At 61.0% G+C, this 21,028-nt stretch carries 19 protein-coding genes and 1 pseudogene; 14 read left to right on the top strand and 6 right to left on the bottom strand.

All coding sequences use genetic code 11. The annotated features are described in order from the left end of the window. Positions 1-287 precede the first annotated feature (287 nt). Positions 288-1,280 (top strand): AraC family transcriptional regulator, encoded by a 993-nt coding sequence (locus tag BOP96_RS16660; protein WP_014719909.1) that lies wholly within the window; start codon positions 288-290, stop codon positions 1,278-1,280. A 133-nt stretch (positions 1,281-1,413) separates the two neighbouring features. Here the strand turns inward: BOP96_RS16660 and BOP96_RS16655 are convergent, their stop codons facing one another. After that, on the bottom strand, positions 1,414-2,289 hold the full coding sequence (locus BOP96_RS16655) for a LysR family transcriptional regulator (protein WP_073453383.1): 876 nt from the start codon (positions 2,287-2,289) through the stop codon (positions 1,414-1,416). Between the two features lie 114 nt (positions 2,290-2,403). Here BOP96_RS16655 and BOP96_RS16650 point away from each other — a divergent pair, with 114 nt between their 5' ends. The 3 genes from BOP96_RS16650 to catA are packed head-to-tail and all read left to right on the top strand — an operon-like array spanning position 2,404 to position 4,803. Next, entirely contained in the window at positions 2,404-3,531 is a 1,128-nt protein-coding gene (locus BOP96_RS16650; protein ID WP_020302515.1) for a muconate cycloisomerase family protein, read from the top strand. Positions 3,532-3,543: 12 nt separating this feature from the next. Further along, positions 3,544-3,834: a muconolactone Delta-isomerase gene (catC, locus tag BOP96_RS16645; protein ID WP_014719906.1), complete on the top strand. Its 291-nt coding sequence runs from the start codon at positions 3,544-3,546 to the stop codon at positions 3,832-3,834. A 39-nt stretch (positions 3,835-3,873) separates the two neighbouring features. Continuing rightward, the gene (catA, locus tag BOP96_RS16640) at positions 3,874-4,803 is read left to right on the top strand and encodes a catechol 1,2-dioxygenase (protein WP_060768074.1); all 930 of its coding nucleotides are present in this window, start codon (positions 3,874-3,876) and stop codon (positions 4,801-4,803) included. Positions 4,804-4,909: 106 nt separating this feature from the next. Here the strand turns inward: catA and BOP96_RS16635 are convergent, their stop codons facing one another. Then, positions 4,910-5,383, bottom strand: coding sequence for an Lrp/AsnC family transcriptional regulator (locus tag BOP96_RS16635; RefSeq protein WP_003176072.1), 474 nt, complete (start codon positions 5,381-5,383; stop codon positions 4,910-4,912). A 144-nt stretch (positions 5,384-5,527) separates the two neighbouring features. Between BOP96_RS16635 and kynU the strand changes: the two genes are divergently transcribed. Both kynU and BOP96_RS16625 read left to right on the top strand, forming a co-directional pair. After that, a complete protein-coding gene (gene kynU, locus BOP96_RS16630; protein WP_073453381.1) occupies positions 5,528-6,778 on the top strand; it encodes a kynureninase in 1,251 nt (416 codons plus the stop codon). A 132-nt stretch (positions 6,779-6,910) separates the two neighbouring features. After that, on the top strand, positions 6,911-8,317 hold the full coding sequence (locus BOP96_RS16625) for an amino acid permease (RefSeq protein ID WP_014719903.1): 1,407 nt from the start codon (positions 6,911-6,913) through the stop codon (positions 8,315-8,317). On the opposite strand, the gene BOP96_RS16620 is transcribed toward BOP96_RS16625, so the two are convergent. Further along, on the bottom strand, positions 8,263-9,153 hold the full coding sequence (locus BOP96_RS16620) for a LysR substrate-binding domain-containing protein (protein WP_073453379.1): 891 nt from the start codon (positions 9,151-9,153) through the stop codon (positions 8,263-8,265). The genes BOP96_RS16625 and BOP96_RS16620 overlap by 55 nt on opposite strands. 185 nt (positions 9,154-9,338) lie before the next feature. On the opposite strand from BOP96_RS16620, the gene BOP96_RS16615 reads away from it, so the two are divergent. The 4 genes from BOP96_RS16615 (at position 9,339) to BOP96_RS16600 (ending at position 13,684) form a co-directional block, all read left to right on the top strand. Continuing rightward, the gene (locus BOP96_RS16615) at positions 9,339-10,103 is read left to right on the top strand and encodes a sulfite exporter TauE/SafE family protein (RefSeq protein WP_073453377.1); all 765 of its coding nucleotides are present in this window, start codon (positions 9,339-9,341) and stop codon (positions 10,101-10,103) included. Positions 10,104-10,145: 42 nt separating this feature from the next. Then, entirely contained in the window at positions 10,146-11,042 is an 897-nt protein-coding gene (locus BOP96_RS16610) for a LysR family transcriptional regulator (RefSeq protein ID WP_073453375.1), read from the top strand. Positions 11,043-11,145: 103 nt separating this feature from the next. Then, a complete protein-coding gene (locus BOP96_RS16605; protein WP_073453373.1) occupies positions 11,146-12,039 on the top strand; it encodes an NAD-dependent epimerase/dehydratase family protein in 894 nt (297 codons plus the stop codon). A 199-nt stretch (positions 12,040-12,238) separates the two neighbouring features. Beyond that, positions 12,239-13,684: a SulP family inorganic anion transporter gene (locus BOP96_RS16600; protein ID WP_014719899.1), complete on the top strand. Its 1,446-nt coding sequence runs from the start codon at positions 12,239-12,241 to the stop codon at positions 13,682-13,684. Between the two features lie 109 nt (positions 13,685-13,793). On the opposite strand, the gene BOP96_RS16595 is transcribed toward BOP96_RS16600, so the two are convergent. Next, positions 13,794-14,168, bottom strand: a complete 375-nt coding sequence (locus BOP96_RS16595; RefSeq protein WP_014719898.1) for a lysozyme inhibitor LprI family protein — start codon at positions 14,166-14,168, stop codon at positions 13,794-13,796. A gap of 189 nt (positions 14,169-14,357) precedes the next feature. Here BOP96_RS16595 and BOP96_RS16590 point away from each other — a divergent pair, with 189 nt between their 5' ends. From BOP96_RS16590 to BOP96_RS16575, 4 genes are read left to right on the top strand one after another with little or no spacing between them, the layout of a single operon-like run. Next, a complete protein-coding gene (locus BOP96_RS16590) occupies positions 14,358-15,761 on the top strand; it encodes a GntT/GntP/DsdX family permease (protein ID WP_020302507.1) in 1,404 nt (467 codons plus the stop codon). 25 nt (positions 15,762-15,786) lie between these two features. Next, positions 15,787-16,647, top strand: a complete 861-nt coding sequence (locus BOP96_RS16585) for a MurR/RpiR family transcriptional regulator (RefSeq protein ID WP_014719896.1) — start codon at positions 15,787-15,789, stop codon at positions 16,645-16,647. A gap of 1 nt (position 16,648) precedes the next feature. After that, positions 16,649-18,112 (top strand): N-acyl-D-amino-acid deacylase family protein, encoded by a 1,464-nt coding sequence (locus BOP96_RS16580; RefSeq protein ID WP_020302506.1) that lies wholly within the window; start codon positions 16,649-16,651, stop codon positions 18,110-18,112. Between the two features lie 29 nt (positions 18,113-18,141). Beyond that, positions 18,142-18,510, top strand: coding sequence for a glyoxalase superfamily protein (locus tag BOP96_RS16575; protein ID WP_014719894.1), 369 nt, complete (start codon positions 18,142-18,144; stop codon positions 18,508-18,510). A gap of 641 nt (positions 18,511-19,151) precedes the next feature. Here the strand turns inward: BOP96_RS16575 and BOP96_RS30900 are convergent. Both BOP96_RS30900 and BOP96_RS30895 read right to left on the bottom strand, forming a co-directional pair. Continuing rightward, positions 19,152-19,856: a methyl-accepting chemotaxis protein gene (locus BOP96_RS30900; protein WP_370874670.1), complete on the bottom strand. Its 705-nt coding sequence runs from the start codon at positions 19,854-19,856 to the stop codon at positions 19,152-19,154. A 198-nt stretch (positions 19,857-20,054) separates the two neighbouring features. Continuing rightward, positions 20,055-20,936: pseudogene (locus BOP96_RS30895) on the bottom strand (methyl-accepting chemotaxis protein); the annotation flags it as partial. Positions 20,937-21,028 lie beyond the last annotated feature (92 nt).

The following is a 21,028-nucleotide window of genomic DNA, read 5'->3' as shown; positions in this document are numbered from 1 at the left end:
AAACGGTGAGCCATTAAGCGGCTGCGATGCGGTGGCGGGCTATCCGCTTAATGGGGGAACGCAGGCCGCAAAGTTGGGCAGCAAATACCCATGGCGGTGCGCGCAGGTGACGGCATGCGCTACTGTGATGGTGGGCGATGGTCGTAAAGCCCTGGGATTTATCCACATAGTCGACCGTTACTATCCACCCAGTGGCCACGCTGCTGGCGTGGCCTGGAACTTGCTGTCGAGGTTCAACGACGCGCCGCCAGAGCGCGCAAATGCCTAACCGCCGTGGGTGCACCCTGATGAGTAGCCAGACACGCGATATTCATATTCAACGCTTCGACCTGGAAGGCGCGCGCAGCTGGATGTCCGGCATCTGCGGGCCCCATCGCCTGGCGACGGCCACCCCCGAGCGCCTGCGCTTTCACCACAGCGCCAACGTGTTCAAGTCCCGCGCCACCACCCTGGGCGTGATCGAATACGGTACCGATGTGACCATCGACATCGAAGACGCCGAGCACTTTCGCAGCTACAGCTTGAGCCTGCCGCTGGTGGGCGAGCAGGAGCTGAGCAAGAACGGTGAGCGCCTCAGTTCCAACCGCGACCAGGGCGTGATCATTTCACCCAATGAGCATCAGGTGCTGGCGATTTCCGGTGACTGCCGCAAGTTGCAGGTGGTGATCACCCGCGCGGCGATGAGCGAGTCACTGGAAGGTTTGCTGCAACGGCCCATCGATGCACCGCTGCGGTTTGAGTCGGTGATGGATGCTGTGGACGGAGCACCGGCCTCGTGGTGGCGCATGGCGCGATACTTCATCGCCGAACTGGAATGCAGCAGTGAGTTATACGAGCAGGCGGCGTTTACCCGTGACCTGGAAAGCTCGCTGATCAAGGGGCTGATCCTGGCCCAACCGAATAACTACTCTGAAGAGTTGCGCGAGGTGTTGGGGGTAAAACTGCCGCACTACTTGATCCGTGCGCGGCAATTCATCCATGACAACGCCCGTGAAGTGCTGCACCTGGAAGACCTGGAAGCGGCGGCGGGCGTGTCGCGGTTCAAACTGTTCGATGCGTTTCGCAAGTACTTCGCACTGTCGCCCATGGCGTATCTGAAGAAGCATCGGCTGGGGGCGGTGCGCCAGGAAATACTGGAGCAGGGCTCAATGCGCACTATTTCTGAAATCGCCCTGGGCTGGGGGTTTACGCACCTGGGGCGGTTTTCGGCGGAATACCGCAAGCTGTTCGATGAGTCGCCCAGCCAGACATTGCAACGCAAGCGCCTGCGCATTACTTGAACTCGGGTGAGGATCAACAGGTGGGAGCTGGCTTGCCTGCGATAGCGGCCGGCCGATCAACACGATGCCAACTGATCCGCCGCCATCGCAGGCAAGCCAGCTCCCACATGGAGTATGGGGTGCCTGGAGGATCTCAGATCAACTCCTCAACCAGTTGCAAGCAATGAGTCAGCCCCGGCGACCGGTCATTCACCCGCCGGCTGAGGATGATCGGCGAACTCGCCGTCGCCTCCACCACCGGCGTATAGCCAATATCCGCCCGATGCAGCACCTGCACCGACGCCGGCACCAGCGTCACGCCCATACCGGCGCCCACCAGGCCGATAGCGGTCTGCAATTCGTTGGTCCACTGCGCCACCTTCACGCTCAAGCCATGGGCGTCGAACAGCGCGATCACATGGTCGGCATAGCTGGGGCGCGGGTTGCCGGGGTAGAGCACGAAGGGTTCGCCGGCCAATTGGGCGAGGGTGGCCGGAGCGCCCAGCAACGGGTGACCGCTGGGCAGCACCGCCACCAGGCGGTCTTCCACCAGTACGCGCTGGACAATGGCCGGGTCGTCGATGCGAATACGCCCGAAGCCCACGTCAATGCGGCCAGCCTTGAGCGCTTCGACCTGCTGCAAGGTGGTCATTTCCGACAAACCCAGCTCCAGCTCCAGGGCGTCGTGGGTGCGCAGGCGCCGAATCAGCTCCGGCAGCACGCCATACAAGGTCGACGGCGCGAAGCCGATGCCCAGCCAGGTTTTCTCGCCTTGGCCGATGCGCCGAGTGGTGTCGCAGACCTTGTCCAGTTGTTCGAGCAGTACATTGGCGTGCTCATAGAAAAAACGCCCGGCTTCGGTCAGGCGCAAAGGCCGACTGCGCTCCAGCAGCACCACCCCCAGTTCATCCTCCAGCTGCTGGATCTGCCGGCTCAAGGGCGGCTGGGCGATGTGCAGGCGTTCGGCAGCCCGGGTGAAGTTAAGGGTTTCGCCCAGCACCTGGAAATAGCGCAAGTGACGCAGTTCCATATCGACTCCTTTCATACCTTGAGGGTATCGCACCAGACCAATTCTATATTGGAACCCCAAAAAAATGCGGCACAGAATCGACGCAAATCTATAAAGAACCCAACGGGTATTGCCATGCCGATTTGCGCCATCGAATCGATCGACACGCTTATTGTTGATCTGCCCACCATTCGCCCGCACAAGCTGGCGATGCACACCATGCAAAACCAGACCCTGGTGATCATCCGCCTGCGTTGCGCCGACGGCATTGAAGGCATCGGCGAAGCCACCACCATTGGCGGCCTGAGCTACGGCAATGAAAGCCCCGACAGCATCAAAATCAATATCGACCGCCACTTTGCGCCGCTATTGATCGGTCAGGACGCGAGCAACGTCAATGCGGCCATGTTGCGCCTGGAACGCAGTATTCGCGGCAACACCTTTGCCAAGTCCGGTATCGAAAGCGCCTTGCTCGACGCGCTCGGCAAACGCCTCGGGCTGCCGGTCAGCGAGCTGCTGGGCGGGCGTGTGCGTGATGCGTTGCCGGTGGCCTGGACCCTGGCCAGCGGTAATACCGAACAGGACATCAACGAGGCCGAGAAAATGCTCGACCTGCGCCGTCACCGCCTCTTCAAATTGAAGATTGGCGCCGGTGAAGTCAGCCGCGACCTGGCCCATGTGATCGCAATCAAGAAAGCCCTGGGCGAGCGCGCCAGTGTGCGCGTCGACGTCAACCAGGCCTGGGATGAAGCCGTGGCCCTGCGGGCATGCAAGGTGCTCGGCGACCACGGTATCGATCTGATCGAACAACCGATCTCGCGCAACAACCGTGGCGGCATGGCCCGGCTCAACCTGTCGAGCCCGGTGCCGATCATGGCCGATGAATCTATCGAATGTGTAGAAGACGCCTTTAACCTGGCCCGTGAAGGCGCGGCCACGGTGTTCGCCCTCAAGATCGCCAAGAACGGTGGCCCTCGCGCTGTATTGCGCACGGCGGCGATTGCCGAAGCGGCCGGCATCGGCTTGTACGGCGGCACCATGCTCGAAGGCGGCATTGGCACCCTGGCCTCGGCCCATGCCTTTCTCACGCTGAACACCCTGGCGTGGGGCACCGAATTGTTCGGCCCGCTGTTGCTCACCGAAGACATCCTCACCGAGCCACCGGTGTACCGCGATTTCCAGCTGCATGTGTCCACTGCGCCGGGCCTGGGCCTGACGCTTGATGAAGAGCGCCTGGCGTTCTTTCGCCGTGACAAACACTAAGAGGCCTCTGCCATGTTGTTCCACGTAAAAATGACCGTGAACCTGCCCCTCGATATGCACCCCGAGCGTGCCGCCAGCCTCAAGGCCGAGGAGAAAGCCTTGGCGCAGCGCCTGCAACAAGAGGGCAAATGGCGCCACCTGTGGCGCATCGCCGGGCATTACGCCAACTACAGCGTGTTCGATGTCGACAGCGTCCAGGACCTGCACGACCTGCTGATGCAACTGCCATTGTTCCCCTACATGGCCATCGAAGTGAATGCGCTGTGCCGCCATCCGTCGTCGATCCATGCGGACGACCGCTGAGCCGGCTTGCACCTATAACTACAAGATGAGGAATGCACCATGTCCATCCGCCTGTCCCAGACTGCCCATGCTCAACGCTTTCTCGAAGAAGCCAGCGGCAACCTCAATGACGCGGGCAACCCACGTACCAAGGCGCTGATTTACCGGATCCTGCGCGACACCGTGAACATCATCGAAGACCTGGAAGTGACCCCGGAAGAATTCTGGAAGGCGGTCAACTACCTCAATGAACTGGGCAAAAACCAGGAGGCCGGTCTGCTCGCTGCCGGCCTGGGCCTGGAGCATTATCTGGACCTGTTGATGGACGCCGCCGATGAGCAGGCAGGCAAGTCCGGCGGTACACCGCGCACCATCGAAGGCCCGTTGTATGTGGCCGGCGCGCCGCTGTCCCAATACGAAGCACGGCTGGATGATGGTCAGGACGACGCGGTGCCGTTGTTCATGCGCGGGCAAGTGCGCGATACCGCAGGCAAGCCATTGGCGGGGGCGATTGTCGATGTGTGGCAGGCCAATACCGGCGGCACTTACTCGTGGTTCGACCCGAATCAATCTGAATTCAACCTGCGTCGCCGTATCGAGACCGACGCCCAGGGCAACTACCGTTTTCGCAGCATCGTACCTTCGGGCTACGGTTGCCCGCCGAGCGGGCCGACGCAACAGTTGCTCGACCAATTGGGGCGCCACGGGCAACGGCCGGCGCATATCCACTTCTTCATCTCGGCGCCTGGGCACCGGCACCTGACCACGCAGATCAACCTGTCGGATGACCCGTACCTGCACGATGACTTCGCCTATGCCACCCGCGATGAACTGATTGCCGAGATCCGCTTCAGCGACGATCCGCAACTGGCGCGGGAATTTGGCGTGCAAGGACGGTTTGCGCAGATTGATTTTGACTTTGAGTTGCAGGTGGCGGATGCGCCAATAGAACAGCAGCGCATGCAACGAGTGCGTGCTCTGGAAGACTGATCAACTCGGTCAACTGTGGGAGCTGGCTTGCCTGCGATAGCGGTGGAACATTCACTACCGCTATCGCAGGCAAGCCAGCTCCCACATTGGTTTTGGGGTGTTTGTGTTATTTGCGCACGACCAGGTCCAACACCTCATCCCGGTCCTTGATCTTCTGCAGCACTATCTCCGAACGGATATCCATCACCCCCGCCGTGCGGTTCAGGTGGTTCACGATAAAGTCCGAAAAGTGCTTGAGGTTACGCGCCTGCACCCGCAGCACATAGTTGCTGGCGCCGGTGATCACATAGGCGCTCGCCACCTCTGGCCAGCCTTGCACCTTCTTGATGAACGTCTCATGCCAGTCCTCCACATCCTGGCGCAACGACAGGTGCACGATGGCTTCCAGCTCGATCCCCAACTGCTCGGCGTTCAATACCGCGCGGTAGCCGCTGATGATTCCCTCGCTCTCCAGCAGGCGCAAACGGCGCAGGCATGCAGACGGCGACAGCGCGACTTTTTCCGCCAATTCCTGGTTGCTGATGCGGCCATCCTGTTGCAGGAAATGCAGGAGGCGCAGGTCGGTGGCGTCGAGAATCATGCTTGGAAGATATCCGCGTGTTTGGAGGTTAAATTCGAATTTCCTACAGCTTAAATAGCCGTTTACCCACCACTTTGCACGAAAATTCTCTAAAAGTTCGTTCATTATTTGGTCCATCCTCACCTATAAAAACCAGGACGACCCATGACCACTCGAAGCCATTGCCAAGCCCTCGACGCACAGGACCCTTTGGCCCCCCTGCGTGCCCAATTCGCCTTGCCCGAGGGCGTGATCTACCTCGACGGCAACTCCCTCGGCGCTCGCCCGGTGGCGGCGCTGGAACGCGCACAACAGGTGATCGCCGAGGAGTGGGGCAACGGCTTGATTCGTAGCTGGAACAGCGCTGGCTGGGCGCAGTTGTCCCAGCGCCTGGGCAATCGCCTGGCGCCATTGATTGGTGCGCGTGACGGCGAGGTAGTGATCACCGACACCACCTCGATCAACCTGTTCAAAGTGCTCAGCGCCGCCTTGAGTGTGCAGCGCCAACGTACACCTGCGCGCAAGGTCATCGTCAGCGAAGCGAGCAACTTTCCCACCGACTTGTACATCGCCGAAGGCTTGGCCGAATTGCTGCAACAAGGCTATTCCCTGCGCCTGGTGAACAGCCCGGCCGAACTGCCCCAGGCCATTGATGCGGACGTGGCGGTGGTGATGCTCACCCACGTCAACTACAAGACCGGCTATATGTACGACATGGCGGCGCTGACCGCACTGAGCCACGAGTGCGGCGCGCTGAGCATCTGGGACCTGGCGCATTCGGCGGGCGCGGTGCCTGTCGATCTGCACCATGCCGGCGCGGATTATGCGATTGGCTGCACCTACAAATACCTCAACGGCGGCCCGGGCTCCCAGGCGTTTGTGTGGGTCAACCCGGCGTTGGTGGATGTGGTGCGCCAGCCGTTGTCGGGTTGGTTCGGGCATACCCGCCAGTTCGCCATGGAGTCCACCTACGCCCCCAGCGCCGGCATTGCCCGCTACCTCTGCGGTACCCAACCGATTACCTCGCTGGCCATGGTGGAATGCGGCCTGGATATTTTTGCCCAGACCGACATGGCGCGCCTGCGGACTAAGTCCCTGGCCTTGACTGACCTGTTCATTGCGTTGGTCGAAAGCCGTTGCGCCGCCCATGGCCTGGAACTGATAACCCCGCGTGAACACACCCGGCGCGGCAGCCACGTCAGCTTTGAACACCCCGAAGGTTACGCGGTGATCCAGGCCTTGATCGCCCGAGGCGTGATCGGCGATTACCGTGAACCGCGGATCATGCGCTTTGGTTTCACGCCGCTGTACACCAGCTTTACCGAGGTGTGGGACGCCGTGGAAACTCTCGGTGAAATTCTCGACAACGCCACCTGGGACCAGCCGCAATTCAAAGTCCGCAACAGCGTTACTTAAGGGCAACACAGATCAAATGTGGGAGCTGGCTTGCCTGCGATAGCGTCGGTGCATTCACTACCGTTATCGCAGGCAAGCCAGCTCCCACAGGTTCAGCGTCAGCCACCATCACAATAATAAAGGGGCACACCCGTGACCACGCCAGACAACGGCTTTGCAGAGATTACCCACCGCGAACTGGGCCTGAGGCGCCAGCTCACTTCCGGCCAGATGAGCATGATCGCCATCGGTGGCGCCATCGGCACCGGGCTGTTCATGGGCAGCGCCTACGCCATCGGTTATGCCGGGCCGAGCGTGCTGGTGAGCTACGCCATCGGCGCGTTGATTACCTTGCTGCTGATGGGCTGCCTGGCGGAGATGACGGTGGCCCATTCCACCTCCGGCTCCTTTGGCGCCTATGCCGAGTTCTACATCAGCCCGTTGGCCGGGTTCCTGGTGCGGTATGCCTACTGGGCGGCGATTGTGCTGGCGGTGGGGGCCGAGGTCACGGCGGTGGCGATGTACATGAAGTACTGGTTTGCCAACGTGCCGGAGTGGGTGTGGATCGTGTCGTTTTCCAGTGTGCTGATCCTGCTCAACGCGATCAGCGTGAAGACCTTCGGCAACTTCGAATACTGGTTCTCGACGATCAAGATCAGCGCTATTGTCGGTTTCATCATACTGGCAGTGTATGTGGTGTTCGGCTCTGGTAACCCCGACTACGGCGTGCAGAACTACACGGCCCACGACGGCTTTTTCCCCCATGGCTTGAGTGGCATGTGGATCGCGGTGATCGTGTCGATCTTCAGCTACCTCAGTGTCGAGATGATCGCCGTGGCCGCCGGTGAAGCTGCCGACCCGGAGCAGGCAGTGAAGAAAGCCTTCCGCGCTACCATCGTGCGGCTGGTGGTGTTCTATCTGCTGACCCTGGCGCTGATGCTCGCCATCGTGCCCTGGAACCAGGCCGGCCAGGCCCAGAGCCCGTTTGTCACGGTGATGCAGACCATCGGCATTCCCGGCGCCACTGGAGTGATGAATTTCGTGATCCTGATCGCGGCGCTGTCGGCCATGAACAGCCAGCTCTACATCACCACGCGCATGATGTTCAGCCTGTCCCGCGCCGGCTTTGCGCCCAAGTCCATGGGCGCGTTGAGCAAGAACGGCATTCCGCTCAACGCTTTGCTGCTGTCCAGTTCGGGTATTGCCCTGGCGACGTTGCTCAACGTGGTGTACCCGGAAAGTTCGTTCACCCTGATGATGGCGATCTCGATGTTTGGCGCGATCTTCACCTGGTTCATGATCTTCCTCACTCACCTGTTTTTCCGCCGCTATCGCAAGCGTCATGGCGGGGCGAAGTTGTCGTTCCAGTTGCGGCTGTTTCCCTACAGCACGTTGCTGGGGTTGGTGCTGATGGGGGCGGTGATGATCACCACCTACTTCACCGACGCCTTCAAGATGACACTGGTGTTTGGCGTGCCGTTCCTGCTGATTCTGTCGGCTGTGTATTACGGGTTCTTCCGCAAGGGCAGGGCCAAGGCGTCGAACAAAGCCCTGGCATAACCCGGCAGTTGCTCGAACGAGCGTGCGCATAACAGCAGTTTGCGGCAGGCCCACTCCTCTTGCAGGGGGTGGGCCTTGAAACGACGTTCTGATGGCCAGCGCGCCAAGGCGGCCTGAGGCACGATGCCCAGGCCCGTGCCGCCGGCGACCATGCGAATCACCCCATCAAAACCGTCGGCGCGAATGCGCGTCTGCAAGCGAAAGCCAGCGTGCAGTGCCTGTTCTTCCAGGTAAACCGCCAACGCGCTGTTCGCCCCCAGGCCCACGTAGTCGTATTGCAGGCTCTCGATAAAACTCGGTTTGGTCAACGGGTGGTCCAGGGGCATGATCAGCACCAGCGGGTCGTCGCGAAACGCCAGGGTCTGCAAGCCGTGGGTGTCTACCGCATCGGAAATAATCCCCAGGTCGGCGGTGCCCTGGCGCAAGGCGTGGGTGATGCGCAGGCTGGGCAACTCTTGCAGGTCGATATCGAGGTTGGGATGCTCGCGCAAAAACTGCGCGAGCAGCTCCGGCAGGTATTCGCTGAGGGCGGTGGTGTTGCACAGCAGGCGTACCTGGCCTTTGACGCCATTGGCGTATTCGGCCAGGTCTTGCTGCAGATGGTCGGCCTGCTGCAACAGCAGGCGAGCATGCCGGGCCAGGGCTTTGCCCGCGGGTGTTGGGGTTACGCCACGGCGGCCGCGCTCGAGAAACGCGATGCCCAGTGAAGACTCCATGGCTCGGATGCGTGCGCTGGCGGCAGCCAGGGACAGGTGGCTGCGGGCCGCGCCAGCGGTGATATTGCCGCTGTCCAGGATGTGCAGGTAGAGGCGCAGGTCGATGAGGTCAAAGTGCATGAAGTTTCCCAGTGACTGGAAGGGCCTCATCGCAGGCAAGCCAGCTCCCACACTTGAATGTATTCACAATTCCAAATGTGGGAGCTGGCTTGCCTGCGATAGCGTCATCAGCCTCACGCAAAACAAGAGGCTGGCTCAGTATATGGCGAATTTTCAGCCACTCTCCAGCCCTGCACAATCGATGCATGAATGCCTTCCTCTCCTTCTACCAAAACCTCGGTCCCGCACTGACAGCGCTGGTCATCACTACCTTCCTGCTGGCCGGTACGGTGAAGGGCGTCATCGGCCTGGGCTTGCCCACTGTAGCCATGGGCATGCTTGGCCTGGCTATGCTGCCGGCGCAGGCTGCGGTATTGCTGATCATTCCTTCGACGGTGACCAACCTGTGGCAACTGTCCTTTGGCGGGCACTTGGGTGCCTTGCTCAAACGCCTGTGGCCGATGCTGTTGCTGATTTTCCTCGGCACCGGGTTGGGCACCTTGTGGCTAGGCATGGGTAGCGGACCTTGGGTGGTGCGTGCCCTGGGCGCGGCTTTACTGGTGTATGCGCTGAGCGGGTTATTCCTGCCGACCTTCAAGGTCGCGCCCCGAACCGAGCGCTGGCTGGGCCCCATGTGCGGGGTGATCACCGGCATCATTACCTCGGCCACCGGTGTCTTCGTGATCCCTGCGGTGCCGTACCTGCAGGCGCTGGGCTTGAGCCGTGACCAGTTGGTGCAGGCGCTGGGGCTGTCGTTCACCGTATCGACGTTGGCACTTGCCGCCGGGCTGGCTTGGCGCGGTGTGCTGGGCGGCGGTGAAATGGGCGCGTCATTGCTGGCGTTGGTGCCGGCATTGCTAGGGATGTGGCTGGGTCAGGTGGTGCGCCGACGCATTAGTGCGCTGTGGTTCAAACGTGGATTTTTCACCGGCATGGCGTTGCTGGGAGGCCATTTGTTGCTGGCTGGTTAATAATGAGCGGGCACGTGTCAGCCGATAAATGAAGGACCGCCCGTGAAAGCCCGTTCCGATGAGCTACAGATCTTCGTCAGCGTGATTGAATGCGGCTCGATTTCGGCCGCCGCCGAAAAGGTCGGGCAAACGCCATCGGCAGTCAGCCGCACCTTGTCGCGCCTGGAAGCCAAGCTCGACACCACCTTGATCAACCGCACCACGCGGCGCATGGACCTGACCGAAGAGGGCAAGTACTTCTTCGAGCAGGCCAAGCTGATCCTGGCGCAGATGGATGAGCTGGAAGAGCACCTGTCCTCGCGCCAGAAAAAGCCGGCCGGGCGCCTGCGTATCAACGCCGCCGTGCCGTTCATGCTGCATGGGATCGTGCCGTACATCGCCGAATTTCGCAGCCTCTACCCGGATATCCAGTTGGAGCTCAACAGCGATGATTTGATCATCGACCTGCTGGAGCAAAGCACCGACATCGCCATTCGCATCGGCGCCCTTGCCGACTCGACCCTGCATGCGCGGTTCCTGGGCAGCACGCCGCTGCATGTCCTGGGCAGCCCCGACTACCTCAAGCAGTACGGCACGCCGACGACCGTTGCCGAGTTGGCTGATCACACCTTGCTGGGCTTCACCCACACTGAGACCCTCAACCACTGGCCGCTGCGTCACGGCGAAGGTGACCGCTGGCTGATCCAGCCCAGTGTGAGCGCGTCCAGTGGCGAAACCGTGCGCCAGTTGGCGCTGCAGGGGCAGGGCATTTGTTGCCTGTCGAATTTCATGACCGTCGCTGACATCGACGCCGGCCGCCTGGTGCCCATGCTGGAGGCGTCCAACAGCGGTTATCGCCAGCCGATCCACGCGGTGTTCTATCGCAACTCGCAATTGGCACTACGCATCCAGTGTTTCCTGGACTTTATTCAGGCCAAGCTGGCGCGCTATGCGCGCTGATTCGTGACCTGAGCGCAAGAGTGAATTGGGCCGCACGGGCTTATTCGGCAGCAGTGGGAGCTGGATACTGGGCGCATCACTTACCCAGTCAGGAGCAACCTCCATGAATGTATTCGTTACCGGTGCAGCAGGGTTTATCGGCGGTTCGATCGCCACCGGCCTGGTCAACGCCGGCCATCACGTCACCGGCCTCGTGCGCAGCGCCGAACAAGCCGCCGAAATGACCGCCCTGGGCATTACGCCGGTGATCGGCACCCTCGACGACGCAACCGTATTGACCGAGCAGGCACAGAAGGCCGATGCGGTGATCAACGCCGCCAGCAGCGACCATCGCGCCGCTGTGGAAACCTTGCTGGCCGCCTTGAAAGGCTCGAACAAGCCGTTCCTGCATACCAGCGGGTCGAGCATTGTCGGTGATGCGTCGGGCGGCAAGGCCAGTGAGGTCATCTACTTCGAAAGCAATCTGCCTGAGCCGACCGTCGACAAGGCTGCCCGCGTGGCTATCGACAACCTGATCCTCGCGGCGGCCACTGACGGCATCAATTCGGCGGTGATCTGCAACACCCTGATCTACGGCCACAGCCTGGGCGTGAAGCGTGACAGCGTGCAATTGCCGCGCTTGCTCAAGCAGGCGCGCAAAAGCGGGGTAGTGCGCCATGTGGGCAGCGGGCAGAACATCTGGTCCAACGTGCATATTGAAGATGTGGTCGCCCTGTATCTGCTGGCGCTGACCAAAAACGTTCCGGGTACTTTCTACTTTGTGGAAAGCAGCGAAGCGGCGTTTATCGACATGACCACGGCGATTGCCCAAGCGCTGAACCTGGGCAAACCACAGGATTGGCCATTGGCCGATGCTGAGGCCGAGTGGGGGTATGAAATGGCCAATTACGGGTTGGGCTCCAACAGCCGCGTGCGCGGTAAACACGCTCGTGAACTGTTGGGCTGGGCGCCGAAGCGTACGTCGGTGGTGGAGTGGATTCGCAACGAGATGATTTGATGTTCGCTTAGCACCGCGGCGTGGCCATCGCGGGCAAGCCCGGCTCCCACATTTTTAAGGTGTGACCCCTATCAAATGTGGGAGCTGGCTTGCCTGCGAAAGAGGCGACTCGGTACCTCGGAGCTGACACTTCACTAGCCCCACCCGACGCAATTCCGTACCATTCCCCGCCTTATCCCCCGCAATTCCCTGGTACTCCATGAACCTCACCCGTCTGCGCGCCGACGCCCTGGCCGGCCTCACCACGTCTTTCGCCTTGCTGCCCGAATGCATCGCCTTTGCCCTGGTGGCCCACCTCAACCCGCTGATGGGCCTCTACGGTGCTTTCATCATTTGCACCCTCACCGCCTTGTTCGGCGGCCGCCCGGGCATGGTCTCGGGCGCCGCCGGTTCGATGGCGGTGGTGATCGTTGCGCTGGTGGTGCAACACGGCGTGGAATATCTGCTGGCGACGGTACTGCTGGGCGGGTTGATCATGGTCGTCTTCGGCCTGCTGCGCCTGGGCAAGCTGGTGCGCATGGTGCCGCATTCGGTAATGCTCGGCTTCGTCAACGGCCTGGCGATCATTATTGCGCTGGCACAACTGGAGCATTTCAAGAGCGGCGAACAGTGGCTCAGCGGTACGCCTCTGTATGTGATGGCGGGGTTGGTGGCGGTGACCATGGCGATTGTCTACCTGCTGCCACGCCTGACCCGCGCCGTGCCGCCCGCATTGGTGGCGATCCTTGGCGTTGGTCTGGCGGTGTACCTGCTGGGCCTGCCGACCCGCACGTTGGGCGATATGGCACATATCGCCGGTGGCTTGCCGACCTTCGCCCTGCCGCAGATTCCCTGGACCCTGGACACCCTCGGCATCATTGCGCCCTACGCGTTCCTGATGGCGATGGTCGGCCTGCTGGAAACCCTGCTGACCCTCAACCTCACCGACGAAATCACCGAGACCCGTGGCTACCCCGACCGTGAAAGCATGGCCCTGGGCGCGGCGAATATGGTCTCGGGCCTGTTCGGCGGCATGGGCGGTTGCGCAATGATCGGGCAAACCGTGATCAACCTCAGCTCCGGCGGGCGCGGGCGTTTCTCCGGGGTGTTTGCCGGGGTGATGATCCTGCTGTTCATTCTGTTTCTGTCACCGCTGATCGAGCGTATTCCGCTGGCGGCGCTGGTGGGGGTGATGTTTGTGGTGTCGCAACAGACCTTCGCCTGGGCGTCGCTGCGGGTGATCAACAAGGTGCCGCTCAACGACGTGCTGGTGATCATGGCGGTGACGATCATTACGGTGTTCACCGACCTGGCCACTGCGGTGCTGTGCGGTATCGTTATCGCCGCGCTGAACTTCGCCTGGCAGCAGGCGCGCGAGCTGTACGCCGATGAACATCTGGAGGCTGATGGCAGCAAGCTCTATCGGCTGCATGGCACGTTGTTCTTTGCCTCAACCACGCCGTTTTTGAATCAGTTCGATCCGGCCAACGACCCGGCTCAGGTCACGCTGGATTGCCGTCACCTGAGCTTTGTCGACTATTCGGCGATTGCCGCCCTGATGACCCTGCGCGAGCGCTACACCAAGGCCGGCAAGCATTTGCGTGTGCTGCATTTATCCGAGCGCTGCAAAAAACTGCTCAAGCGCGCCAAGGTTCACCACGACTGAGCGAGCTTGCTCGCGAAAATCGACAACGATAACGCGGGGATTCTGATACTGCGCGGCGTTCTCGGGTTTTTCGCGAGCAAGCTCGCTCCTACAGGATGCGAGGTCGCGGTTATGGCCCTACCAGGTCTTCCAGTTCCTGGGCGCGGGTTTGGGTCATGTCCAGCACGCAGCCGGAGCCGTTGACCTGATCAAGGGTGCCGCCGGTGGCACTGCCAGCGAAGGCGCAATTGGCGTCGCGGTATTTGATCCACAGGCGCTGCACGTCTTGCAGTTGCTGTTTGCGCGGGCCTTCCTGGGCGGCGAGGGCGGTTTTGTAGGCACGGTTCAGACGGTCGTCCTGCACCTTGGTTTGCCTGGCGTTGCAATTGACCATGTCGGCGGTGGTATTGGCGCTGTCCATGCATTTTTTCAAGGCAGGGTTGTCGGCGGCATAAGCGCTGCTGCACAAGAGCAGGACGCTGGCGGCAATTGTGGTGCGAATCATGATCGGGTTCCTGGGCAATGGATGCGCAGTCTATGACTCAAGGGCGGCGTTTGAGTTTCCGCCTTCACTGATCTTCATGTAAGAACACCCTCCGAATTTTCATCCACCCACGTCGGGCATATCCCCAAGCGACAGCGCTTATCCGTGGGCGAAAATTACTTTCATAAAAATTGAAAATGCTCCTCGGGAATGATTTATGAGTTTCACAACCAATTCGACGTGACCCTTTCCGAGGAGTACCGCATGGCCGCATCACCGGGCTTCGGGCTGTTGGCATACGCTGCCATCGCCATCATTGCATTGATCGTGCTGATTGCACGCTACCGACTCAACCCCTTTATCGTGATTACCCTGGTGTCCATCGGCCTGGCGCTGATGGCCGGAATGCCGGCGGACACCATCATGGGTTCGTACGAGGCGGGTGTCGGCAAGACCCTGGGGCATATCGCCCTGGTGGTGGCGCTGGGTACCATGCTCGGCAAGATGATGGCCGAGTCCGGTGGCGCCGAGCAGGTGGCGCGCACGCTGATCAACCGCTTCGGTGAGCGCAATGCCCACTGGGCGATGGTGTGTATCGCGTTCCTGGTGGGGCTGCCGCTGTTTTTCGAAGTCGGCTTTGTGTTGCTGGTGCCGATTGCCTTTACCGTGGCGCGGCGCGTGGGCGTGTCGATCCTGATGGTCGGGCTGCCGATGGTCGCTGGCCTGTCGGTGGTGCATGCGTTGGTGCCGCCGCACCCGGCGGCAATGATGGCGGTGCTGGCCTATAACGCCTCGGTCGGGCAAACGGTGCTGTATGCGATCCTGATTGGCATCCCCACGGCGATCATTGCCGGGCCCGTCTACGCCAAGTTCATCGTGCCGCACATTCAGTTGCCGGCGCAAAACCCGCTGGAGCGTCAGTTCATCGAGCGTGAACCGCGTACGCGCCTGCCCAGCTTTGCGCTGACTATGGGCACCATCCTGTTGCCGGTGGTGTTGATGATGATCGGCGGCTGGGCCAACGTGATTTCTACGCCGGGCAGCGGTTTCAACCAGTTCCTGTTGTTTATCGGCAACTCGGTGATCGCCCTGTTGGTGGCGACCCTGGTGAGTTTCTGGACCTTGGGCCTGGCCCAGGGCTTCAACCGCGAGTCGATCCTCAAGTTCACCAACGAATGCCTGGCGCCGACCGCCAGCATTACCTTGCTGGTGGGCGCGGGCGGTGGGTTGAATCGCATCCTGGTGGACGCTGGTGTTACCCATGAAATCCTTGGCCTGGCTCATGCGTTCCAGTTGTCGCCGCTGGTGATGGGCTGGCTGTTCGCCGCGTTGATGCGCGTCGCCACCGGCTCGGCCACGGTGGCCATGACCACCGCGTCCGGGGTGGTCGCGCCGGTCGCCTTGGGCCTGGGTTATCCACACCCTGAATTGCTGGTGCTGGCGACTGGTGCGGGCTCGGTGATCTTTTCCCACGTTAACGACGGCGGCTTCTGGCTGATCAAGGAATACTTCAATATGACGGTCATCCAGACCTTCAAGACCTGGACCGTACTGGAGACCCTGATTTCGCTGGTCGCCTTCGGTCTGACCTACGGCTTGTCCCTGGTGTTATGAGCCTGATTCTATAACCGGAGCCTGCATGGACATCCTCTACCAGATCCGCGCCCGCCAGGACTCGTTCAGCGCCGGCGAAGGGCGTATCGCCAAGTTGATGCTTGAAGATGTGGGCTTTGCCGCCTCGGCCAGCCTGGAGGCGTTGTCCCAGCGGGCCGAGGTCAGCACCGCGACCTTGTCGCGTTTTGCCCGCAGCGTTGGCTGCCGTGACTTGCGCGATTTGCGCCTGCAGCTGGCCCAGGCCAGTGGTGTGGGCAGCCGCTTCCTGGACCCGGCGGGGTTGCCGGAACAGTCGGCCTTTCATCGGCAAATTCTGGGCGATATCGAAGCGACGCTGCGCCAGCATTTGTCAGGTTTTAACCAGCACAGCTTTGTCGATGCGGTCAGTTTGCTGGGCAAGGCGCGGATGATTCATGCGTTCGGCATGGGCGGCCCCTCCAGCCTGTGCAGCGATGAATTGCAGGTGCGCCTGGTGCGTCTGGGCTACCCGATTGCGGCCTGCCATGACCCGGTGATGATGCGCGTCACGGCCGCGACCCTGGGCCCGCAACATGCCTTGATTGTCTGTTCCCTCACCGGCCGCACACCTGAATTACTGGATGTGGTGAAACTGGCGCGCAACTACGACGCACGGATCATTGCCATCACCCTCGCGGACTCTCCCCTGGCCGAATTGGCGGATGTCCTGCTGCCGCTGCAACCGGCGGAAACCAGTTTTATCTACAAACCCACCGCCGCCCGCTACGGCATGCTGCTGGCCATCGACCTGCTCGCCACCGAGCTGGCGCTGGCCCTGCCGGACGACAACCAGGAACGCCTGCGCCGGATCAAGCTGGCCCTGGATGATTACCGCGGCGGCCCTGACAGCCTGCCGCTTGGAGACTGATATGACGTACGACACGCTGATTCGCCAGGCGCTGATCATCGATGGCAGTAACACCCCAGGGTATGTCGCCGATGTGGGCGTGCACGCAGGGCGCATCCGCACGATTGGCGACTTGTCCACAGCCCGGGCCGAGCAAGTCATCGACGCCCATGGCCGCGTATTGGCGCCGGGTTTTATCGACGTGCACACCCACGATGACACGGTGGTGATCCGCCAGCCGCAGATGCTGCCCAAGCTCAGCCAAGGCGTGACCACGGTGATTGTCGGCAACTGTGGCATCAGCGCCTCGCCGGTGAGTTTGCGCAGCGACCCGCCGGACCCAATGAACTTATTGGGCAAGCGTGAGCAGTTCTGTTATCCGCGGTTCAGCGATTATCGCAACGCAGTGCAAGGCGCCGATCCGGCAGTGAACGTTGCCGCCCTGATCGGCCACACGGCGCTGCGCAGCAACCATATGGATGACCTGCATCGCACCGCCACGCCCTATGAAATCGCGGCCATGCGCGTGCAGTTGCAAGAGAGCCTGGAGGCCGGTGCCCTTGGGTTATCCACAGGCCTGGCCTACGCCAGCGCATTCAACGCCGAGACTGATGAGGTGTTGCAGCTTGTTGAAGAACTGACGGCCTACGGTGCGGTGTACACCACGCATTTGCGCAGCGAGTTCGAGCCGGTACTGGAGGCAATGGATGAGGCGTTTCTGATCGGCCGACATGCCAGGGTGCCGGTGATTATTTCCCACCTTAAATGCGCGGGTGCCGGTAATTGGGGGCGCAGTCCGCAGTTGTTGGCGGCTCTGCAAGCTGCAGCGGAAAATCATCCGGTGGGCTGTGATTGCTATCCCTATGCTGCCAGTTCCTCGACCCTGGACCTCAAACAGGTCACCGACGCGTTTCGCATCACCATCACCTGGTCGACACCGCACCCGCACATGGGCGGGCGCGATTTGCAGGACATCGCTGGCGAGTGGAACGTTTCGCTGTTGGAGGCCGCTCGCCGTTTACAGCCGGCAGGGGCGGTGTATTACGGGATGGATGAAGCCGACGTCCGGCGCATCCTTGCGCATCCGTTGTCGATGGTGGGCTCGGACGGCTTGCCTGAAGACCCGTTTCCTCATCCCCGCTTGTGGGGGGCCTTCCCACGTGTACTCGGGCATTTCAGTCGGGATGTCGGCTTGTTCCCTTTGCACACGGCGGTGCACAAGATGACCGGCTTGTCGGCGGCGCGCTTTGGGCTGGCCGAGCGTGGCGAGATCCGTGAAGGCTACTGGGCTGACCTGGTGTTGTTCGACCCCCTGCGGGTGCGGGATGTGGCGGATTTCACCGCACCGCAGCGCGCAGCTGAAGGGATTGATGGCGTGTGGGTCAATGGCGTATTGAGCTATCGCGATGGGCAGGCGAACGGCGCGAGAGCAGGCCGGTTCCTGGCGCGTAGCGGGGATTTGCGTGGTGGGTTTACGGCTCTATAGTGGGGCTTCTTTTATACGGAGCTGTCGCCATGCACTTAGGAAAAGTCGTCCCCATTCTGCGGATTTTTGACGAGGTCAAAGCCTTGGAATTCTACGTCGACTTCCTGGGGTTCAAGGTCGATTGGCAGCATCGTTTCGAGGCGAATTTCCCGTTGTACCTTCAGGTCTCGCTGGGGGAGTGCGTGCTGCATTTGTCCGAGCATCATGGTGATGCTTCGCCGGGGGCGGCGGTGCGAATTCAGGCCCAAGGGGTCGATGCGTATCAGCAGCAGTTGCTGGGCAAAGAGTACCGATATGCCAAGCCTGGGGTTGAGGACACGCCCTGGGGTTCGCGGGAGATGAGTATCCGTGACCCGTTTGGGAATCGGCTGGTGTTTGTCGAGGACAGCGAGGTCTGAAGGGTAAATGGCAGGCAAAAAAAAACCGCCTTAGTAGGGCGGTTTTTTATTGCAAACCCAGTGAGTGGCTGGGGTTTGCTATCTCAAAGGACGCATTGACCCGCAGGTGGATACTAACTGCCGGTCACGTCGTCACGCAAGACGGAACGATGGCCGGCATGGATCCTTTAGGCATCTTTCTCTTGCCTGATTTTGACTGCAAAAGCTTGCAATGAATCTATCGGCGATACTGGATATTTGACCACTGTTAGACACACCTTAGACGGGAATGTTGGTTAGGATCTTCCCCGTTCTGCGTTTGTCGCTTTTGGGGGGCCGGGTACGCGCGCGAATTCTGGACTGACCGCCACGGGCTAGTAATCCGTGCCGGATTGATGCGGAAGGCCTACTAGCCCGGCCACCTCAAAGGACGCATTGACCCGCGTCCAAAGGCTCACGTGTTCCGGTAAGTGCGCTGGAGGTAAGGCCCAACTCTAGGAGGGCCGAGTATGTCTAAGTTTGCACGACGTACGTGGAACCTCGTAGTGAATGCTTTACGTGTTTATCACGTGTGGACATTCCTGCGGGACAGCTTTGATGACCAATAAGGTCTGAGAAGTGGAGCCGCCTCGGCTTAAATTGAGGCGGCTTTTTTTGGTTTTTTAAACCCGGAAATGACTGACCATCTGCTGTAACTGGCTACCCAATCGAGCCAGTTCCACACTCGACTTGGCCGTCTCATCACTGGCAGTCGCGGTCTGCTCGGACACATCCCGCACATTCACGATACTGCGGCTGATCTCTTCCGCCACGGCGCTTTGCTGTTCGGCGGCCGCTGCAATCTGCTGGTTCATCGACTGGATATTCGACACGGTGCGGGTGATGTTTTCCAGGGATACCCCAGCCTTGCGCGTCAGTTCGACGCTGCTGTCGGTGAGGCTGCGGCTGTTGTTCATCACGCTGGCCACTTGTTGGGTGCCGTTCTGCAAGCCGGCCACCAGGCCTTCGATTTCCTCGGTGGATTTCTGTGTACGCTGGGCCAGGCCGCGTACTTCGTCGGCGACCACCGCGAAGCCACGCCCGGCCTCACCGGCACGCGCGGCTTCAATCGCGGCGTTCAGGGCCAGCAGGTTGGTCTGTTCGGCCACCGCCTTGATTACGTCCATCACGCTGCCGATCTTGTTGCTCTCTTGTTGCAGGTGCGTCATGGCGTCGGTAGAGCGGGCGACTTCAGCCGCCAGGCGTTCGATCTGGGCGATGGCTTCGGCCACCACCTTGTCGCCTTCGCGGGCCTGGCCGTCGGCGTCGGAGGCGGCTTGGGACGCCTGCTCGGCATTGCGCGCAACTTCCTGCACGGTGGCGGTCATTTCATGCATGGCGGTGGCGACCTGATCGGTCTCGATCTTCTGGCTGTTTACCCCGGCGCTGGTTTGCTCGGTTACGGCCGATAGCTCTTCAGCGGCGCTGGCGATCTGGGTCACGCCATCGCGGATGCCGCTGATCAACTCGCGCAGGGTCGTGCCCATGCGCTGGATGCCTTGTTGCAGCACGCCCAGCTCATCACGGCGGGTTACCTGGATGTTGTGGCTCAAGTCGCCCGAAGCGATGCGCTCTACCACCGCCAGGGTGTCCTGGATCGGGCGGGTGATCTGTCGGGTGATGACCCAGGCGGCAATTACGCCAACCAGCAAAGCCAGCAAGGTGCTGATCAATTGCAGGCTGCGGGCCTGGGTGCTTTCAGCGTCGCGACGTTCCAGTTGAATGTCGTACAGCTTGTCGCTGATGGTCACGATATCGGCGCCCTGGGTGGTCATTTCGGCGCGGGCGGTGACGATGTTGGCGTTGGCTGCCTTGTAGCTCTGCACGGCGCTGCGGTAGGCACCGAGGGCGGTTTCCAGGGCCGACAATGCGCTTTGCTGACCGGTACCGAACGCCGCGCTGAGGTCCTTCAAACCGGCGACGGCTTTTTCCAGTTGCGCCGCAGCGCGGGCTTCGGTTTCTGCGTTGGGACTATTGGTATAGCCGCGCACTTCGTAGCGAGCTTGCTGGAACTCATTCTTGGCTTGGGTCACGGCCAGAAATTGCGTGAAGCGTTCCGGGCTATCCGGCGCCTGTTGCACACTGGTTTGCAGCGCATTGATTTGCGCGTTGGCGATATCGGCCTTGGCGCCCATGACGTCGCGCGCAGCGTTGCCATTGCGGTAGGCCTCGCGCATTTTGTTCAAGGACTGGCGGTAGGCGGTAATGATGGCTTTCTGGTCATTGAGCAGCTTGAGGTTTTCCGGGCTCTTGAAGCTATCCAGCAGCTTCTGTTGCTGAGCGGCGAAGGCATCGAGGCTGGTCTGTACGTTCTGCGCCACGGCTTCGTCGCCATTGGCCAGCATGTATTGCAAGCGCACGATGCGCAGCTTGGTCAGCGAGGCGTTGAGCTGGGTGATATCGCTCATCCAATTGCTACGGTCGATCAAGCCGCCGAGGCTGGTCCAGCCCGTGAGCGCCAGGACTGAAGTGAGGACCAACACCAGGCCGAAGCCCAGGC

Source organism: Pseudomonas sp. FSL W5-0203, from assembly GCF_001896155.1.
Classification (GTDB): domain Bacteria; phylum Pseudomonadota; class Gammaproteobacteria; order Pseudomonadales; family Pseudomonadaceae; genus Aquipseudomonas; species Aquipseudomonas paracarnis.
Note: the sequence above shows the minus strand (reverse complement) of the source record. Positions and strands in the feature narration are given on the sequence as shown.

Coding starts and splice junctions, on each gene's coding strand:
- BOP96_RS16660 (WP_014719909.1), top strand. CDS start 288: ATGAGTAGCCAGACACGCGATATTCATATTCAACGCTTCGACCTGGAA.
- BOP96_RS16655 (WP_073453383.1), bottom strand. CDS start 2,289: ATGGAACTGCGTCACTTGCGCTATTTCCAGGTGCTGGGCGAAACCCTT.
- BOP96_RS16650 (WP_020302515.1), top strand. CDS start 2,404: ATGCCGATTTGCGCCATCGAATCGATCGACACGCTTATTGTTGATCTG.
- catC (WP_014719906.1), top strand. CDS start 3,544: ATGTTGTTCCACGTAAAAATGACCGTGAACCTGCCCCTCGATATGCAC.
- catA (WP_060768074.1), top strand. CDS start 3,874: ATGTCCATCCGCCTGTCCCAGACTGCCCATGCTCAACGCTTTCTCGAA.
- BOP96_RS16635 (WP_003176072.1), bottom strand. CDS start 5,383: ATGATTCTCGACGCCACCGACCTGCGCCTCCTGCATTTCCTGCAACAG.
- kynU (WP_073453381.1), top strand. CDS start 5,528: ATGACCACTCGAAGCCATTGCCAAGCCCTCGACGCACAGGACCCTTTG.
- BOP96_RS16620 (WP_073453379.1), bottom strand. CDS start 9,153: ATGCACTTTGACCTCATCGACCTGCGCCTCTACCTGCACATCCTGGAC.
- BOP96_RS16615 (WP_073453377.1), top strand. CDS start 9,339: ATGAATGCCTTCCTCTCCTTCTACCAAAACCTCGGTCCCGCACTGACA.
- BOP96_RS16605 (WP_073453373.1), top strand. CDS start 11,146: ATGAATGTATTCGTTACCGGTGCAGCAGGGTTTATCGGCGGTTCGATC.
- BOP96_RS16600 (WP_014719899.1), top strand. CDS start 12,239: ATGAACCTCACCCGTCTGCGCGCCGACGCCCTGGCCGGCCTCACCACG.
- BOP96_RS16595 (WP_014719898.1), bottom strand. CDS start 14,168: ATGATTCGCACCACAATTGCCGCCAGCGTCCTGCTCTTGTGCAGCAGC.
- BOP96_RS16590 (WP_020302507.1), top strand. CDS start 14,358: ATGATTTATGAGTTTCACAACCAATTCGACGTGACCCTTTCCGAGGAG.
- BOP96_RS16585 (WP_014719896.1), top strand. CDS start 15,787: ATGGACATCCTCTACCAGATCCGCGCCCGCCAGGACTCGTTCAGCGCC.
- BOP96_RS16580 (WP_020302506.1), top strand. CDS start 16,649: ATGACGTACGACACGCTGATTCGCCAGGCGCTGATCATCGATGGCAGT.
- BOP96_RS16575 (WP_014719894.1), top strand. CDS start 18,142: ATGCACTTAGGAAAAGTCGTCCCCATTCTGCGGATTTTTGACGAGGTC.
- BOP96_RS30900 (WP_370874670.1), bottom strand. CDS start 19,856: ATGACCGCCACCGTGCAGGAAGTTGCGCGCAATGCCGAGCAGGCGTCC.